The sequence below is a fragment of the Candidatus Kuenenia sp. genome (assembly GCF_027493735.1).
In the GTDB taxonomy this organism is placed as follows: domain Bacteria; phylum Planctomycetota; class Brocadiia; order Brocadiales; family Brocadiaceae; genus Kuenenia; species Kuenenia stuttgartiensis_A.
On sequence record NZ_JAOSKF010000012.1, the window covers coordinates 101,304 to 118,506 of the forward strand.

Sequence of the window (17,203 nt, forward strand, 5' to 3'; positions counted from 1 at the left end):
CCCGTTCAATCGGCGGCATAATTTAGTTCTAAAATATTACCTTGACTTCTGATGTCCGGATTGATATTTTATCCGGACACTTTTATGGAATTTCCAAGAGCTTCTATTTTATTTGAAAAAGTAAGAAAGTGATTAAAAAAAAGCAAAACATGGTTTTCAAGGGTGGCGTAAATCTTTTTGACGCCTACAAAATACGTTTTTGTAATATTGTTGAGGAAATTTCATCTGACAACCCCCCTGAAGTATTCAATTTTACCCTGCCATCGGAACAATCGGTGAAACACATTATTGTTACCCTATGCCCCACGGAACCATGGGCATTGCCTAATTGGGTAACATTGGGACATAAAACAACGGTTTTCTTCGATAAAATAAAAGAGCTACAGACTACCATCTTCCCTGAAGCGAAATGTTCTGTTGTTATCACCAATAACGAAACCGAACATATTTCAGCAGCAAAAGAATACGCGGCTATGAATGAATGGTTGGAAGTTTTTGTTATAGATGCGAAATATCCTTACGATGACCCTGTGGTATTATCAAAAGCCATCTTAAACAAAGATATAAACTTTGGGCAGGATACGCTGTCCCAGGGTATTCTAGTTTTCGACGCGCAAACGGCATTGGCAATCCACAAAAGCCGCATTCTTAATAAGAGTGTAAATTCCCGCTTTATTGCCCTTTCGGGCACAGGTCTTAAGGAAAATGAGTTTATCAAGGTGCAGTTGGGAACAACCCTTGAAAAAATACTAAAAAACAGGGTAAAGGAGACCGCCCCTTATCGTGTGTTTATAAACGGTCCGTTAAGAGGAATGGAAGTTAACGATTTTGCTCAAAAAATTGGCTGGACGGTAAATGACATTGTTGTTCTGGCGGCGCAGGATAAGAAAGAGATGTTTCCTATGATTAACACGGATAGGCTGCATTTTACCACTAATTTGCTTGGGGAATTGCGAGCCTGCGTGTATTGTAACTTCTGTGATGATATTTGCCCTGTTAATTTAGAACCTGCTTTGTACCACCAGGCCTACAACAGAGGAGAAAAACAGAAGGTGCGTAGTTATGATATAGAAAAATGTATTGAATGCGGTCTGTGCAGTTTTGCATGCCCTTCGAAAATTGAATTGTTGCGGATCATCAAGGAATGTAAATCGCCGGATGTACAAAAAGCATGAAGAAATTACTCAATAAACTCGAATCGCCACTTAATAAGAATCTTGACAGGATAGAGACCTTTATCCATACCCACGAAACAGTCAATTTCCTTTTTGGGGCAGTTTTTGAAGCGTTTGACGGTTTGTTGCGCAGCTCCAAACATACAGCGCAGACACAGCCCTTTATCCGAAACAACACGGACACGAAAAAGTTTATGGGTGCTGTGCTTATTGCGCTGACAATGGGATGGGTGTTTCCTGCGATGTATTTTTACGGGTTGCAGTGTGTGATTTCGAAATTGATTGTTTCACTTGTTGTTGGGGTGTTTGTTGTTGATGTGATATGGGCAATAATTGCCAGGGAAGATCACATTAGTGAAGGAGGGTTTGTTTCGTGCCTGCTCGTTCCCGCCATTCTGCCACCACAAGCGCCTCTCTGGCTGATAGGCTTTGGCGCAGCAATGGCCATTATCTTCAGAAATATATTGGGAGGCGTTGGGTACAATTTGGTGAATCCTGCGCTATTTAGCCGATTGTTCCTGACAATATGTTTCCCGTCACTTTTGGCGACAGGCTACCAGATGCCTTTTGTCGGTATACCTGATCTTCATACCTTGCGGTATGGGCTTGATACCATTACCCACGCTACCCCGCTTACCGCGTTTAAGACAGACGGCACCATCACTTCTTATTTTTCCCTGCTCATAGGTACTGCGAATGGCTCTTTGGGAGAAACCTGCCGATTAGCACTTATACTGTCCGGTATATGGCTTGTAAAAATGAAGGTTGCGAACTGGCGGTTGCCGGTGTCCTATTTTGGCAGCGTGTTTATCTTTTCAGGTATGTTTTCACTCCTGTCAAAGGAAAATGTTGCCCCGCCTATTTTTCAGCTCCTGAGCGGAGGGTTAGTATTGGGTGCTTTTTATATGATTACAGATCCTATTACAGCAACCTATAATCAGAAGGCGAAATGGATATATGGCATAGGGTGTGGATTTATTACCGTGTTGCTAAGGAATTATACCACACTGTCTGAAGGAGCAATGTATGCTATATTGCTTATGAATTTGCTTGCAATACCCATTCAATCGTTGATGGTAAAAATAAGATACCGCACCTGAAATAACAAAAGATAACGGCAAAATAGTTTACAGCCACTAATTTAACTATCACAAAGTTTTAGCGAAACATAATTTATGGAAGAATTTAAGACGTTTATACTCCGTATTTTCTCGATCCTTTTCATTGCATTTATTCCGTGTACCGGATTGTTTTTGGTATATTTTTATACAGCACCGAAAATTGCCGCATATCATGAAATAAAGGAAAAACGTGCTGTTCTTGATATCTTTGGAATTCCATACCGTACAACTGAAAAAACCATCATGGGTTTTACTATCAAAGGGTACGATAAAGATAATATAAGAGAAGTATTTGATACGTCGATAACCGTTGATGAAACCGAAGCTGTCGGGGCAAAAAACGAAGAAGAGGGGAAGGTATATAAATTCATTAAAGACGGAGAGTTGCAAGGGATAGGGTTTATCAGGTCAAGGATAGGATATGGATATAATAAATCAAGCGCCATGTCTTTGTTTATTTGCCTGAAACCTGACATGGAAACGCTGAAAGGGATAGAAGTATTGGATCACAGCGAGACTCCTGGACTTGGTGGAAGAATGACGGAAGATATATTTAAAAAGCAATTTGTTGGAATGAAATTAAAACCGCAAATCAAGATGGTTAAGGAGCGGAAAGCTACGGGTGATAATGAATTTGATGCTATAACCGGTGCTACCAATACAAGCAGGGGTATTGAGGAGTTTATCAATGACGCAGTACAGGAATTTTGGAGAAAATCCGGAGAACAGAAATGGTAGGACTAAAGCGACATATACGAAAAACTTCTAAATTTTTCTTGAGAGACAATCTTATTTTAACCGCAGGCGCCGGTTTAGGGTTTTGTTCTGCTTTGGCGGTAACGAATAAACTCGAAAATTCTCTGACGATGGGACTTGGTGTGTTGTTTGTTGCAATGGGGAGTTTTTCCTTAATTTATCCATTTCGAAGATTAATAACCATAGCGGGATCACACCACAAGATTTCGCTTTTAATGATTATTGTTTCGGTGTTTGTGACCATTTTTGCATTCTTTGCCCAGGCATTTGTGCCGGAGGTGGCTGCCAGTATCAGGGCATATATCGACCTTATTACCACTAATTGTATAGTGCTTGCCGTAATTTCTGAAGGGTTAACGGTGCCATTCTGGGAAGCGCAGAAAAAGATTTTAAAGGCGTGTATGGGATATGCTTTTGCGCTGATATTGCTTGCCTTTCTGCGGGAACCGCTGGGTTTTGGCACGATTATGGGCTTTTCCGTAATTCCGGAAACGTTTCCTCGCGTTGTGTTAATGATAACTCCCGTGGGAGGATTTTTCGCATTGGCGGGATTTCGCCTCATGATGCGTCCTTTCTTGCTCAAGGCAAGGATTGTCTATCAGGAAGCGGCTTCATGTGAATGCGCCGCTGTTGAGACACCGGAAGAAGGCCCTGTTCCTGCCCCGCGTTCAAAGTTTGAAATTTCCCGAAAATCGTTAATTACCATCGGGCTGGGCATCTGTTTGTTTATAAGTATCATTGTACACATTCGTACCAGCCCGACATTGCATACTCAGTTTCTTATTTTTTTGCCAATATTATTAAATGCCCTTTTCTTTGATGGTATAGTACTCAGTAAACTTTTAGGCATATGCCCGTTGCTCAATAAATCACGGCAAATAGATGCGGCATGGAAAATGGGGATTGCCGTAATTATCGTTATGACGCTTTCTACTGCTTTAAACTGGGTGGTATATAATAAGGTGTTGATAATGGGAAGCGATGTTTTAGCAAAATATTCATCCATGTCAATACGGCTGGAGAAAATCTTCTACCTGACAGTATTTATTGTAACCATTGCCGTATTTGTGCAAACATTAAGCGTGATGCTTAGAAAATTTGCACGAACGGCATATGAACAAATGGGGCAGTTTCTTGAACTAATTACCGTAAATTGTATTGTACTTGCCAGTGCAACATTTACCATTCCTACAGGCACATCTTTTATGGTTTCAACCATTACTGCGTTTGGGTATGGACTTCACTGGCTAATGGTTACTGTTTGGCTTGCATTGTTGAGACGTCAGCGTCTCTTTGTGCCAACAAATGCATGGGATGAAGATACAATAGCAATCCTTTTACTTGGCATAATGGCCGCTATATTTACCGGCATTGGAATGATTCGTATTTTTTAGGTTGGAGTAAACATGCTTACCCCTTTATTTTTAGGCGCAGGTATTCTCGCCGTACTCATATTGGCACTAAGTTTAGTGTGCGAGATCATCTTCCAGTTTTTCGGGCGTGGGGCAAAACAAAAGCTAACTGTTATAAGTGATGATGAGTTTAAGAAAGAGCTTAATATTGAAGGCGGAGAAAGGCTCTTATCATTATTACAAAACAATGGCTTTAATATTCCGGCGGCGTGTGGAGGGATGGCAACATGCGGTCAGTGTAAAGTGAAACTTTATACCGATGTCGGTTTGTATACGGCCGTTGAAACGCCGCATTTTGATATGCGCTCCCGGGAAAATGCAAAAAAATTTCTGGAAGATGGTATCGGAGATGGTTATGAACGTCTGGCATGTCAGGTGCGGGTGGAGAAGGATGTTAGTTTGTACCTGTCAAAAGATACCCTCAATGTAAAAAAGTACACAGCCAGGGCAGTCAAAAAGATTCTGATCACCAGCGATAAAATGGAAATATGGCTTAAACCTTCAAAGCCTATTGCGTATAAACCCGGTCAATATATTCAATTAATGCTTCCGGAAGATTTTGTGGAGGAACATTATAATAAATACGAAACTCATATAAAGAAGGCGTGTGAAAATCTGGGGAAAGAATTTATTCCTTATAAACCGGGGAATGCCATGTATAGAGGCTATTCGCTCGCTTCATACGAACCAGACCTTTTAAAGCTTATTGTTCGATTGGCCCCCGTAGATCCTTCAAAGGCGGTGGAAAGTGGTGGCGCCCCATGCATCGGGCCTAGTTGTGTACATCACTATACCCAGGAACGGAGTTTGTGGAATTTCTTTCTCGGCGAAAAAATACATTTTACAGGACCTTACGGCCATTTTTCTCTGAAAACAGAACCACACACTGCGGTATTTGTGGCTGGAGGGGCAGGACTTGCACCAATATTGGCGTTATTGGAACAATGGTTCATAGAGGGAAGGCAGGAGAAGGCGATATTTTTCCTGGGAGAAAGGCGACTCCAGGATATTCCAATGATGTATTTGCCCAAATGGTTAAAGTGGCAAATGCAAAACCCCAATTTTAAATTCATTCCTGTACTTTCCGGTGCGTTTCGCGATGACGACCCTGCCATGTTAAATGAAATAGATAAGAAGTGCTTTTTGAGTCTTGCCGATGAGGGTAAACAACTAGCTAAAAAACAAGGATACATTGATGAGCAGGAGCAACAATGGCAGGGGGAGAAGGGATTTATAGGGCCGCTGCTCAATAAATACCTTACCCCTGACCCTGATATAGCATTTTATCTCTGCGGGCCGGCGCCTATGACCGTTACCGTAATTGATGCTGCCGCCAACGTGCTGAATCTCCAAAAAGAAAACGCACTGTTTGATGATTTTACCGGCACGCTTACTCCTTCGGTAGATATTCTTTACCAAAAATTAGAGTTAAAAGAAAAAATGCTTGCCGCAAACATACCAGATGCCGGGAAAATCATCGAAAAACTTACCTTCACACTGGTTGTACAACTACTTTTAAGGGATAAAATTGAAGAAGGCTACAGTTTTATCGGGAAGGTGAGAAATATCCTCGAAACCTCAGGGCAAAAAGATAAGGACCTCGTTGCTTTGCTGGATTCATATAAAAAATAACACCTGCCTACCCGCCGCATGATTCATTCTTCTCAAAGATTAAAACCTGAGTAACGATCTAGTTTTTTTGAAAAAGTATGGGTGAAGCGTTTTGCCCATTTGAGCATGAACGTATTTATGACAATTTACAGCAAATGCTTAGCCCCTACACTGTGCAGTAAACATCGTTATTATTAGAATTTTTCAAAAAACTAAAGTGTTACACACTCTGACAAATTACACTCTTTTATAGAAAGAGTAAAATAAAAACAATAAATGGTACTCAGCATACCAAACCTGAAAAAAAACATACCTCTCGCCCCTTTTACTACTTATAAAATAGGCGGTCCCGCTGATTGGTTTGTTGAAGTACATACCACCGAAGAATTAACACAAGCGGTATTAGAGGCAAAGCGCAGAAAAACCCCTTATTTTTTGCTTGGCTGCGGCGCAAATATCTTATTTACCGATAAGGGATTTCGCGGTCTTGTGATCAGAAATCTTGCAAACAAAACGACCTTCCTTGAAAAGAATAAATTGGTTGCGGAAAGTGGCGCGATTATTGGCGACCTTCTTAATCTATGCTATCAACGAGGACTATCAGGGTTTGAGCATTTTGTGGATATTCCGAGTACTGTAGGCGGCGCAATATGGCAAAATCTGCATTTTTTATCTCCTGACAGAAAACACACCATATTTATTTCCGGAATAGTCAGCAAGAGCCGTATTTTAGCGGAAGATGGGAATAGTACAACGGTTGATGGTGAGTACTTCCGGTTTGGATATGATACGAGTATCTTGCATAAACAGAAAGATATTGTGCTTGATGTAACCTTCCAGCTTTCACAAAAACCGAAATCAGAAATAAAATCAGTTATGGAAGCGAATCGGGAGTGGCGCAAAACAAAACAGCCTCAATTGCCGGAATTTCCCAGTTGCGGCTCAGTTTTTAAGAAAATAGAGGATGTTGGGGCAGGAAGATTGATAGAACAGGCGGGGCTGAAGGGAATGCGCATTGGCGACGCAGAAATTTCCGGAAAACACGCAAATTTTATCGTTAATTTGGGAAATGCTAAGGCAAACGATGTTTTGGCGCTAATTCAATACACACAGAAAACGGTAAAAGAAAAATCAGGCTATTCGCTGAATACAGAAATTATGGTTGTTGGAGAACCATAAATTGATTGTATAATCTACATCCATAGAAAACACATATGATAGATTTAGAGAAAATTAAGACGGTTGCCATAGCAATACTCAATGACCCGGAACATTTTTTGGTTAAAAAATATTACCGGTCGAAGCCCCCGAAAGGTTTTCGCATAGAATTATTTCTGGCAGGAAAATGCAAGCAAATACATAATGTCTTTAAAAAGTACGAATGCGATAATCACATTATAAAGGGTATTGGGTGGGGGAGGAAAATGTCCGGTACAATTTCCTTAAAAAATGTAAAAAGAGTTATTGACTTCAGACCATCGGCAAAAAAACAAGAAACGGCTTTTTGCCGCTATTGTGAAAAGCGTGTTGTGCCGGAGAGAATTCATAAATTGGATTTCGGCGATGTTATACTCTTTTTCTTTACAGCAGGGTTATGGGCAATTCTGCTCTTTTTTATGTATCTTTTTATTAGAAAATGCCCTTATTGCAATCACAGCCTGAGAAGACTCAAACCTCTTTCAAAGGGGAAAACAAACGATACCTGAATTGCTGTAACCATAAATGAAAAGAAACAACCCTAAGGTGCTGCTTTTTCGCACCAAATCCACCAATATAATAATGGAACGGCGGATTCGCTGTCGTGATATACACGGATGGGTTTATAAATTGTGATTTAATTATTTTACGCAATCAAAACTGATTCCGCAGTCTAAATTCCATCGGATGTGGATTAAGATAATATTGCGATTTCAGGTATTCTTTATCATATTTATGAGCATAATGCCGTAGAAGAGTTACAGGTACAATCAGGGGACTCTGTTTTTCGCGATACTGTTCGATAATCCCCAATAATTCTTTTTTCTCCCAGGAAGACAACTCTCTTTTAAAATACCCCAAAATATGCTGCAAAACGTTGATATTTTTCTTTACGGTTGCTTTTAATTTTAATGCCGTCATTAATGTCTTGCAATATTGATCAAACAAATCTTTCTTTCCGGTTCCGCCCGGCTGAGCCGCCATTTTACCGAGGTCTTTGACTGTTTCTGTACTATGGGACATAATTAATAATTTATGGTTTGCATGAAAAGTTGTAAGGCCCTTTATAGAGCCGTCTTCTTTCAGGAATTTCTTCCACCGGTAAAACACAAATACGTTTTCTATAAAATTTTCCCTTCTTTCAGGAACCTGAAGATGACAATCGTCTTCCGTCGGAACGTAGGTAAATTTTTCCATAAATCCCCTGGCAAACAAGCCGATGCCCTTCCCGACAGAAATGCCAGATGAAGATGGATATACCTTTATTCCCTGCATACCACAGCTTGGAGATTTACTCTTAAACACAAAACCGTTCACGTTTTCATGTTTAAGCGCTACCACCTTACTGCAGATCCATTTTTTCATCTGAACGGTGTAGTCTTTATGCGTTTTTATGGTAAGAATGCGAGGGTTTTCAGGATCTCCAACCAACTGCATTGATTCTCTTGGAGTGGGAAGGCCGCATTCCACTTCGGGGCACACAGGAACCCACTGAATAAATTTTCCAAATGTATATTTCAAATAATGGTCAAGCTTGTGTCCTCCATCATGCCGAACATTTTCACCAAGCAGGCATGCGCTAATCCCCAATTTGATCTTTTCATCCATTTGCTTCTGTGCTAAAACGTGTTGCCGGATAGTGTAGGGGGAAGCATGCAAATTGTCAAAATGAATTATTGCCCCTACTATTGCTATCTTACAGGAACAATTTCAGCCCTTCTGTTAAGGGCACGGCCTTCTTCTGTAACATTGGGGGCAATAGGATGTTTAAATCCAAAACCCGTCGTAGAGATACGCGATTCATGAATACCCTTCTCTACTAAATAATCTTTTACCGCCAGCGCTCTTTTTTGGGAAAGGTCGATATTATATTTCATTGAACCGATATTATCCGTGTGCCCTTCTATTCTTATTTGCAAATCAGGATTTTTTTCCAAAACATCCACAATGTTGGTAAGGTTCGATTCAAATTCTTCTTTAATATCCCATTTCTTATATTCAAAGGCGATTCCTTTTACCACCCAGCATCCTCTGGAATCCACAATAGCTCCTTCCGGAGTATCCGGACATTCATCGTCTTCATCGTAAACACCATCGCCGTCGCTGTCTTGTTTAGGAATATCGGTCAAAAATACTTTTTTAACAAAGTTTGCCATATTCCCGCTGGAAGCAATTTCATCAGCAGTTACAGAAAAACCACAGGTTGCGGACCGTGCAAGTTTTCTGAGCGCCTCTTTCCCCTCAGGAGTATTTCCCACATGAATGGTATAAAAGCATGTCTTCTCTCCATACAGTTCTTTTAAATCCTTTATTTTCTCCAGGGGAGTGCCTATTAAATTTTCGCCGTCACTCACAAAGATCACCGCATTTTGTCCCACCGACGTTAGCAGTTGATTTGATGCGTCAGCAATAGCGTTTCCGGCAGGGCTGCTTCCTTTAGGATAGATTGCCATATTTAACGCGTTTTCTAAAAGGTCTCGTGAGTGATGTGTGAGTTCATAAACAATAAATGTCTTCTTTAACGGCGTAAAAAATCCGTGTCCAAATGTTACAAGGGCGCTATTTACATCGACTTCAGGCAATGTTTTGTTCATGCGCGATATAATATCTTTGGCCACGTCAAATTTTGGATGCCCTTTATTAACGATACCGGTATATGCTGTTTCCATAGAGGCAGAGGCATCTAAAATGATAACAAAACTTTCAATCTTCGGTGCATACTTCACACTAAGGGATTTTGCGCTTAAATCTTGTGGGACGAATGATTCAAGAGGTTCGGGGTGTTTTTTTTCAAACGTGATAGATTTGAGTTGAGCACAACCTGTAAGAACAGCAAGCGTCATTGTGACAAGCAATACCAACAAACATGTTTTTTTCATAACTATTCCTTTATAAGATTAAAAGATAATTTGCCGTCATAGAGTTCTGCATAAGAACGAAAACACAATGCTATTAAACACGTTGTTCTTTTGTGCGATGTATCTTCGCACATAAGTCAAATTTCAGAAGAAATTGTCTGCAAACCACAGATTGCGTTATTTTCGCAGATAAAAATATCAATAAACATAGAAATAGTATAATCCAAAATCCGTCTAACACGCTGAAAATGTTATAACATTTTGATTAATTCATCCGGAGGTGTCAAGTACAGAAATTTATATAGGCTAATAATGCCTAATGATTTTACCACAAATAATTTAATAGCATGAGAATATTAGTCGGAAAATGAAGTCGCTTATCTAAAAAATAAACATTTCTATACTCAATTATGATAGTTAGGTCATGGATGTTTCATTTGATATTTCCATTTAACTATTCATTTTTTTATTATTAAATACCCTTTAGGCCGTTGGTTAAAAATATTTTCAAAAAGGACATTCCTATCTTTTGTTTTTCCATAAGTTTGGATAAAATTTTTTTATAGTTCCGCTAACAAGATTTATTTTACATCCAGTTGTCTTTAAGCATTTTTCAATGAGGGCTACAATAAGTAATATAGGCAACATCTGTGTTGCAAGAACAATCCACGAAAACCCACAATCAAGTTTGCGTATAGAAGCAAAATTATAAGGAATAAAGAATTGAAGTAAACTATACTCCAAATAAAAAAATATGCTTGCAGGAAGCGCTGTAAACACGGTAAGAGTTTGAAAAAACATATTCAAGCTCTTTTTTTTCCCCGAGAGTATCCCTTATATAGCCTATTGTAGAATAAGTATATGGATTATTTGGGGTTAATCCCTCGACAAACCACTTTATATGAATATAAGAAATAACATACGCCGCTATGCTTGAAACATCATATACCGGCGTTAGATAACTTTTACTATTGTTGTATATCGTCTTAATATCTACAAATCTAATGGTTTTGCCCATATCTCCAACCTTCATTAATATTTCTGATTCAGTAACATATCTTTCTGTCGTTAGTGGTATGTTTTTTATTATTGCCACGGGATACAACCTAAAACCGCACTGGGAATCTTCCAAATACTGGTTTGCTGAAAGAGAAATATAAAACTGGGCAATACGCATGGCATTGTATCGGGCGTCTGGTATCTTTTCCTTCTCACGGAACCTGTTTCCTACTATTGTTGATTCTGGAAACAATTTGTGTTCATGCAGGAAAAGAGGTATTTCCTCCGGATCATGTTGTCCGTCTGCGTCCAAGGTTATAACCGCGTCAAATTTTTCCTGAATTGCTTTTTGAAAAAATATCTTTAATGCGTTACCTTTACCTTTGTTTTTTCCCAGAGTAATGATTCCAGCACCTGCTTCAAAGGCAACAATTGCGGTATTATCAGTGGACCCGTCATCTATGACTATAACTGTGGAAACATGTTTTAAAGCAGCGGAAACCACATTGCCGATTGTCTTGGAAGCATTATACGCCGGTATTGCAACATATATTTTAGATTCCATTAGTGACGCTTTCCTTTGTAAGGATTTCCTTCGCTGCTTTGGCCCCGGAATATGCTGCCGCCAATACTCCGCCACCTATTTCTCCCCAATGACCGGCAATGTATAGATTGTTTATTCCATACCCCTTTACGTTTTTAAAACCTGGTATTTGATTCCATCCAAATGCGGAGCCATTGAAATTTCCGGTATATCGTTCAATGGATTTAGGTGTAGCGGAATCAAGGACAATAATTTTGTCTTTCAATCCTGGTATTATCTTTTCCGCTTTTTTAATCACTATTCCCGTACATACGGATTTGTCTATCTCTTTATCGGAGGCTTCCGCCATTTCGTGCAATACCACCGTGTTGCAGGCATCAGGGGCAAGGAGTTTGTCCTCCATACTGGCAACCGTTACACCAATGGTCGAGTCATTCTTAAAGGAGCTTTTAGGAGAAAAAAAACTTTCCATGTCATACGAGGGAAAATAACCAACGCTCGAATGTTCGGTAACCTCACCTTTGACTCCGGCATATACAACGAAAAATGACGTTGAGATGCCCGTTTTTTTTCGCATTTCCGTTGGAATAGATTCAAATTCTCTTCCCAACAGATCGCCGAATGTATGATGCGAGTCAACGCTGGAGACCACAAATTCGGAAGTATATTCATTGCCGTTCTCGCACCGAACTCCATAACACCGATTATTATTTTCCAGTAGTATTTTATCAGCTCCGTTTCCCAACAGTACCATGCCTCCTTTGTTTTCAATTCCTTTGACAAGAATATCCGCAAGTTTCTGGAAGCCACCTATTGGTCTGTAGGCACCCAATTTGAAATAGCTCATGATCATGTTGACCATTGAGAATGCCGATACTCGTGATGGCGGCAGTCCGATAAAGGGACATCGGTCGGATAAAACCATGGTAAGGCGGTAATTAGTGATATATTTTCTCAGCAGATCCTTGTATGAAATATTTCTTAGTTCAAAAATTTCATGAGTTGCTTTCCCTAATCCAGGCTTGCCGGATAAAAATGAATCTAGCATGGACTGTACCAAGGTAAATGAACCATCCATGAAGTTGAATAATTTTTTTATTCCCGACGCTTCCGAGGGAAATAGTTGAATGAGCCTTTCAATATAGACATTCATGTTTGAGTCTACGGGAATCCGGATATCTGGGAAAATACTAAATCTTATGGGATTCAGCTTTACAAAGTTTATTTCGGAATCAACGTCGAGACTCTCTAGAACGTTTGAAATGTACCCCCCTTTAGCAACACCCGAGATACAGTCAACAGCGGAATTAAAGAGGAACCCCTTCCTTTTGAAAGAGGCAAGTAGTCCGCCGGGAATTTTGTTTTTTTCAACCAGAAGGGTTTTCATCCCTTTTGAGACCAACGTTCCGGCACTAATAAGTCCCCCGATTCCACTTCCGATAACTATGACATCAAAATCCTTCATTGTGAAATTCGTCTCTCATTCAGATAAATAATTGTTGGCAATACAAGCAACGCGGTAATGGCGCAAGCAATTGCTCCTATGGAAAGTACAAGGCCCACGGTTGCAATGCCGGTAAATTTTGCAAGCGCGAGACTTCCACAACCTGCAACGGTTGTGGCCGAGCACATCATCACATTTTTACCGCTCGTTCGAAGTGCACTATAAATATTTTTTTCATCTTCTCTTACATATGCCTGCATTACGTATATGCCATAATCCACGCCTAGCCCGAAAACTAAAGCTATAGTGCCTACGTTAATGACGTTAAAAGGAATACCCAGGAAGGCCATCGCCCCCAACGTCAGGAGAAACCCCAGCGTTACCGGCAGCAAAACAAATATCGTATGAAGTATTTTTCTGAAGTACAAATAAATAATAACAAAATTCATCAGGAGCGCCATGATCGATGCTAAAGCGCTGCCCCAAATGATGGTAGGTTTTATTTCATTGAACAAGATCGGTTTCCCCGTAAATATCCAATTCTGCCCTTTCGAATCAACCATTTGCTGAATTTTGTTAATGGTTTCTATGTCCCATCCATTATTCCCCTGATAAATATAAGAGGCAATGGACAGGTCTTCTTTATTGTAAAAATGCTTTACTCTTGGAGAAGATAGCATTTCAACGTCTTCCAGGCCAATGGATTGCGCGTTATACAGCGCATTTGTTACATTTTTTATGTAGTTGTTTACATACGTTTTCTCATATACCAATTTATTTTTTTCAAGAGAGTCCAGTAGCGTTTTCGTCAGCGCGTCAGGCTGTATGTCATTATCCGCCAGCATTGTTTTTATTTTTCTTTTTCTTTCCAACTGAACGGAGGGAGCTGGCATGAAGATGTTTAACGAATTGTAATCCTTAATCAGACCATTCTCTTTCAATTGCATAAGCAGTTTTTCAAGTTCGTCAAAGGCAAAGGATAGTCCCTTTTTATCCAGAGCTTTAATTACTATGGAAAGCGGTTCCCCTTTATTACCCATTTTTTTCTGAAGTTTTTTTCCCACAGCAACCGAGGAGCAATCTTTTGGGATGATACTATCGGGATCATTGTTAAACTTTAATCTTGTTACACCAAAACCCGCGATGATAAAAACGATAATACTAATAGCAAGTATCCTATTGGGTCTTTTAACGAGCAGTTTGATAAGATTTTCAACTCCTGTAGGGACCTCTTTTTTCAACTGGATTTTATGCAACCCTTTTTTACTTATCCAGTAAAGAAGAGAGTTTGTCAGGAAGAGCGTGGATAACAAACATAATAAAACTCCTATTCCTGCAACAATACCCAACTCATGCAAACCATTGAACTTGGTCACAATTATACTGAAAAAAGACAGCGACGTTGTGCTTGCAGATATAATGATCGCAGAACCAGTTTTGGTAAGGGTTTGTTCCAGGGCCTTTTGCCGGTTGTTCAGTTTTCTAAAAACCTCGCCGAATCTATTTACCGAATGCATTGCATAATCCACGTAAAGGCCGATAAGTAGCGCCGCAACAACGCTTGTTACTATATTCAGACTACCGAAAACCAGGTATGCAAAGGCAAGTGTAGTGGAAAGAGACGTCAACAAGGTAAATCCGATAACCAATAGAATCTTAACTCTTACTCTGTACGCAAACCATATGAGTGCGGCAATGAGAAAAACGGATAAGAGAAAAGAGTATGCTACGTCATGACGGATAATTTGGCGCACTTCTTCCGATAAAACGCAGTTGCCGGTAAGTTCCACCCGTACGTCCGAAGGATTGCCGGCTTTCTCCATTGAGAATGAGATAATGTCGTCCAGTTCCCGTTTCAAATTACCGACAAAGGCCATATCCCTTCCTTTGCCCTTTGGTTTAACGAAGATAACGGCAGTTGAATAATCCGACGTGATGTAATAACCGGTACTGATATCAAGGCTGTCCTCTTTGTTTGCGCTCATAAGAGAATCTTTTACTATGTCTGCAATATCAAGAGGGTCTTTTGAAATCATTTCGTAATCGATTGGAGAACTAAGGGGAGAGAGAAGTTTTTGGAGATTATATCTTATTTGCCGTTCGATGCCTTTTGGGGTAAGTCTGTTTTCAAGGCGTTTCAATCCTTTTTCATCAAGAAGCAACGGTATATGATTGATAAAAAAACTGTTTTCGTATTTTAACGGGCTATAATCAACGTGCTCAATATATGGAGATGCTGCAAGTTTGTTTGCAAGCGTTTCTATGAGTTCTGTTTGTTCATCAATTTCATTCTCCGTCGATTCCAACAGCAATACTACATTATCCGAAATACCGTATTTTTCAATGAAGTCCTTAAACTGGCCTACTTTCTTATTTTTAGATGGAAGAACGTCTATTATGTCCGTTTTAATTTCCATGTAAAAAATTGTTACTATGGAGACTGCCGTGAGCAGAGCAAATACAACAACTATTTGCTTGTGAAAGGAATGGATAAATGATGCGCACTTTTTTAAGAAAAATTCCATGTTTTACTATCGCGACGCGTTAAGTTTATTCTGTCAGATTTTTACAAGCAATTGTGGTTTTACTTGTGCCTGGGAAAAGAAATTTTCCCCCGCTGACCGCAAAAAATATTCGGGCAATATTTCCCGATGTAATGGAGACTATTTTCTCTAAAAAATTAACCGGAAGTGTCGGTGTGCCAGGCTTTACCTGAACCGTTGTAAACCCCGCTTTTTTTAACAGAACGGTAATGGTTTCGGGTGAAAAATCGTACAAGTGGTATGGGGTATCGTAGAGATTATTTTTTATATGGAATAATGAAAGGAGTCTGACAATAGGAGTCGTGTGTGGAACTCTCAGGACGAACACGCCTCCAGGTTTTAGCAGGGAATGGATTTTTTTTACCGCAGAGTATGGATCCGGAAGATGTTCCAGGACGTAAAAAGCTGTTATCGCATCGAAAGAAGCTTCCGGGAGGGAAACGTCTTCAATGGACGTTTCAATAACATTGAGATTCTTTTTGTTTGCAGCACACACCGTATTTGGCGATGGATCAATTCCGCTAACAACCCATCCAAGAATCCTCATTATTTCGAGAAAATGCCCATAGCCGCATCCAATATCGAGGATTTTACCTTTTCCGGGAAAAACCTGCGCCAAAAACCCCGATACTTCCCTGTAATTTCTCTCCATAAGATTTGCCCATGTGTACTCTCTCTTTCCATTTCTTTGGTGATAGGTTTCATAGAGATGGATTAAATGCTCAGTATTCGGTCTTGGATTTACATATACAAGGCTGCATTTCTTGCATCTTACCACGTTATGATTGCTTTGAACTGTAATTATTTTAGTATCATCAGCGCCACAAAGGTTACAATTCACATGCTGCAAATTCATGTTGTTCCTTTTATCGTCAACGAAAGTGTTATTACCGCTTTGGAGGCAATCTCGCTATCTACTGTTGCAACAGCTTCAAATACATAAAAGGGTGTAAACGATTGCGTTATCCTGGAAGTGATTACGAGTTGATCTCCTGCCACAACAGATTTTTCAAATGTGGCTTCTTTTATCAAACACAGATATGCAACTTTGTCTTTAGTGTTACCCAGTACCAATCCTGATGATTGCACCATTGCCTCTAATACAAGCACTTGCGGCAAAGCCGGGAAGTTTGTATTTTTCTGATAATGTCCACCCAAATATTCATCATTTAAACTTACATTCTTTATGCATACAATGCTTATCTTTTCCTCAAATTTAATGATTTTGTCTATCATAATAAACGGGTATGCGTGTGGGAGTATTTCCGGGGGACTTGGGAATGCCTTCTTCATTTGTTTTTATCTATATATCTTGCTATTGCGCCAACGGAGGTAAAGACTTGTTCCGATGTTTCTCTGTCCATGATTTCAACGCCAAACTCTTTTTTTATAGCAATAATTAATTCCAGGACATCTATGGAATCAAGTCCCAGACTATTTGAGCCGAAAAGCAGAGTGTCTTCTTTTATCTGGTCTACACCGATTTTTAGTTTTAATTTTGTAACAAGTAATTCCTTGAGTTTTTGGATCGTGTCATGCATAT

At 39.8% G+C, this 17,203-nt stretch carries 15 protein-coding genes; 7 read left to right on the forward strand and 8 right to left on the reverse strand.

Annotated features, from left to right (window positions below; translation table 11 throughout):
• The first annotated feature begins 128 nt into the window (after positions 1 to 128).
• The 7 genes from M5U24_RS07050 (at position 129) to M5U24_RS07080 (ending at position 7,781) form a co-directional block, all read left to right on the forward strand.
• Complete coding sequence (locus tag M5U24_RS07050) at positions 129 to 1,175, forward strand: 4Fe-4S dicluster domain-containing protein (RefSeq protein WP_099324172.1); 1,047 nt, start codon at positions 129 to 131, stop codon at positions 1,173 to 1,175.
• Positions 1,172 to 2,275 carry an RnfABCDGE type electron transport complex subunit D gene (locus M5U24_RS07055; protein ID WP_099324171.1) on the forward strand — a complete coding sequence of 368 codons (1,104 nt, stop codon included), beginning with the start codon at positions 1,172 to 1,174 and terminating at the stop codon, positions 2,273 to 2,275. Before M5U24_RS07050 ends, M5U24_RS07055 begins: the two co-directional genes overlap by 4 nt.
• 75 nt (positions 2,276 to 2,350) lie before the next feature.
• Positions 2,351 to 3,034 (forward strand): FMN-binding protein, encoded by a 684-nt coding sequence (locus M5U24_RS07060; protein ID WP_099324170.1) that lies wholly within the window; start codon positions 2,351 to 2,353, stop codon positions 3,032 to 3,034.
• Positions 3,028 to 4,446: an Rnf-Nqr domain containing protein gene (locus M5U24_RS07065; protein WP_099324169.1), complete on the forward strand. Its 1,419-nt coding sequence runs from the start codon at positions 3,028 to 3,030 to the stop codon at positions 4,444 to 4,446. The genes M5U24_RS07060 and M5U24_RS07065 overlap by 7 nt, the downstream gene beginning before the upstream one ends.
• A gap of 12 nt (positions 4,447 to 4,458) precedes the next feature.
• Positions 4,459 to 6,096: a 2Fe-2S iron-sulfur cluster-binding protein gene (locus M5U24_RS07070; protein ID WP_295101938.1), complete on the forward strand. Its 1,638-nt coding sequence runs from the start codon at positions 4,459 to 4,461 to the stop codon at positions 6,094 to 6,096.
• Positions 6,097 to 6,351: 255 nt separating this feature from the next.
• The gene (murB, locus tag M5U24_RS07075) at positions 6,352 to 7,254 is read left to right on the forward strand and encodes a UDP-N-acetylmuramate dehydrogenase (RefSeq protein WP_099324167.1); all 903 of its coding nucleotides are present in this window, start codon (positions 6,352 to 6,354) and stop codon (positions 7,252 to 7,254) included.
• A gap of 35 nt (positions 7,255 to 7,289) precedes the next feature.
• Positions 7,290 to 7,781: a hypothetical protein gene (locus M5U24_RS07080; RefSeq protein WP_099324166.1), complete on the forward strand. Its 492-nt coding sequence runs from the start codon at positions 7,290 to 7,292 to the stop codon at positions 7,779 to 7,781.
• Positions 7,782 to 7,926: 145 nt separating this feature from the next.
• Here the strand turns inward: M5U24_RS07080 and M5U24_RS07085 are convergent, their stop codons facing one another.
• The 8 genes from M5U24_RS07085 to M5U24_RS07120 all read right to left on the reverse strand — a co-directional run bounded on the left by M5U24_RS07085 (position 7,927) and on the right by M5U24_RS07120 (position 17,201).
• Entirely contained in the window at positions 7,927 to 8,880 is a 954-nt protein-coding gene (locus tag M5U24_RS07085) for a DUF523 and DUF1722 domain-containing protein (protein WP_298201969.1), read from the reverse strand.
• An 83-nt stretch (positions 8,881 to 8,963) separates the two neighbouring features.
• Positions 8,964 to 10,151: an OmpA family protein gene (locus M5U24_RS07090; protein WP_298201971.1), complete on the reverse strand. Its 1,188-nt coding sequence runs from the start codon at positions 10,149 to 10,151 to the stop codon at positions 8,964 to 8,966.
• 712 nt (positions 10,152 to 10,863) lie between these two features.
• Positions 10,864 to 11,694 carry a glycosyltransferase family 2 protein gene (locus M5U24_RS07095; RefSeq protein ID WP_298201973.1) on the reverse strand — a complete coding sequence of 277 codons (831 nt, stop codon included), beginning with the start codon at positions 11,692 to 11,694 and terminating at the stop codon, positions 10,864 to 10,866.
• Positions 11,684 to 13,138 carry an NAD(P)/FAD-dependent oxidoreductase gene (locus M5U24_RS07100; RefSeq protein ID WP_099324162.1) on the reverse strand — a complete coding sequence of 485 codons (1,455 nt, stop codon included), beginning with the start codon at positions 13,136 to 13,138 and terminating at the stop codon, positions 11,684 to 11,686. Before M5U24_RS07100 ends, M5U24_RS07095 begins: the two co-directional genes overlap by 11 nt.
• Entirely contained in the window at positions 13,135 to 15,534 is a 2,400-nt protein-coding gene (locus M5U24_RS07105; protein WP_164994746.1) for an MMPL family transporter, read from the reverse strand. Before M5U24_RS07105 ends, M5U24_RS07100 begins: the two co-directional genes overlap by 4 nt.
• Before the next feature lie 133 nt (positions 15,535 to 15,667).
• Positions 15,668 to 16,516 (reverse strand): class I SAM-dependent methyltransferase, encoded by an 849-nt coding sequence (locus M5U24_RS07110; RefSeq protein WP_099324160.1) that lies wholly within the window; start codon positions 16,514 to 16,516, stop codon positions 15,668 to 15,670.
• Entirely contained in the window at positions 16,513 to 16,953 is a 441-nt protein-coding gene (gene fabZ, locus M5U24_RS07115) for a 3-hydroxyacyl-ACP dehydratase FabZ (protein WP_099324159.1), read from the reverse strand. The genes M5U24_RS07110 and fabZ overlap by 4 nt, the downstream gene beginning before the upstream one ends.
• Positions 16,950 to 17,201: a phosphopantetheine-binding protein gene (locus tag M5U24_RS07120; RefSeq protein ID WP_099324158.1), complete on the reverse strand. Its 252-nt coding sequence runs from the start codon at positions 17,199 to 17,201 to the stop codon at positions 16,950 to 16,952. Before M5U24_RS07120 ends, fabZ begins: the two co-directional genes overlap by 4 nt.
• Positions 17,202 to 17,203 lie beyond the last annotated feature (2 nt).

Bases quoted from the DNA above. Each gene is read 5' to 3' on its own strand.
- M5U24_RS07060 (WP_099324170.1), top strand. From the start codon at position 2,351: ATGGAAGAATTTAAGACGTTTATACTCCGTATTTTCTCGATCCTTTTC.
- M5U24_RS07080 (WP_099324166.1), top strand. From the start codon at position 7,290: ATGATAGATTTAGAGAAAATTAAGACGGTTGCCATAGCAATACTCAAT.
- M5U24_RS07105 (WP_164994746.1), bottom strand. From the start codon at position 15,534: ATGGAAATTAAAACGGACATAATAGACGTTCTTCCATCTAAAAATAAG.
- M5U24_RS07065 (WP_099324169.1), top strand. From the start codon at position 3,028: ATGGTAGGACTAAAGCGACATATACGAAAAACTTCTAAATTTTTCTTG.
- M5U24_RS07120 (WP_099324158.1), bottom strand. From the start codon at position 17,201: ATGCATGACACGATCCAAAAACTCAAGGAATTACTTGTTACAAAATTA.
- M5U24_RS07055 (WP_099324171.1), top strand. From the start codon at position 1,172: ATGAAGAAATTACTCAATAAACTCGAATCGCCACTTAATAAGAATCTT.
- M5U24_RS07090 (WP_298201971.1), bottom strand. From the start codon at position 10,151: ATGAAAAAAACATGTTTGTTGGTATTGCTTGTCACAATGACGCTTGCT.
- M5U24_RS07110 (WP_099324160.1), bottom strand. From the start codon at position 16,516: ATGAATTTGCAGCATGTGAATTGTAACCTTTGTGGCGCTGATGATACT.
- fabZ (WP_099324159.1), bottom strand. From the start codon at position 16,953: ATGAAGAAGGCATTCCCAAGTCCCCCGGAAATACTCCCACACGCATAC.
- murB (WP_099324167.1), top strand. From the start codon at position 6,352: ATGGTACTCAGCATACCAAACCTGAAAAAAAACATACCTCTCGCCCCT.
- M5U24_RS07085 (WP_298201969.1), bottom strand. From the start codon at position 8,880: ATGGATGAAAAGATCAAATTGGGGATTAGCGCATGCCTGCTTGGTGAA.
- M5U24_RS07070 (WP_295101938.1), top strand. From the start codon at position 4,459: ATGCTTACCCCTTTATTTTTAGGCGCAGGTATTCTCGCCGTACTCATA.
- M5U24_RS07100 (WP_099324162.1), bottom strand. From the start codon at position 13,138: ATGAAGGATTTTGATGTCATAGTTATCGGAAGTGGAATCGGGGGACTT.
- M5U24_RS07095 (WP_298201973.1), bottom strand. From the start codon at position 11,694: ATGGAATCTAAAATATATGTTGCAATACCGGCGTATAATGCTTCCAAG.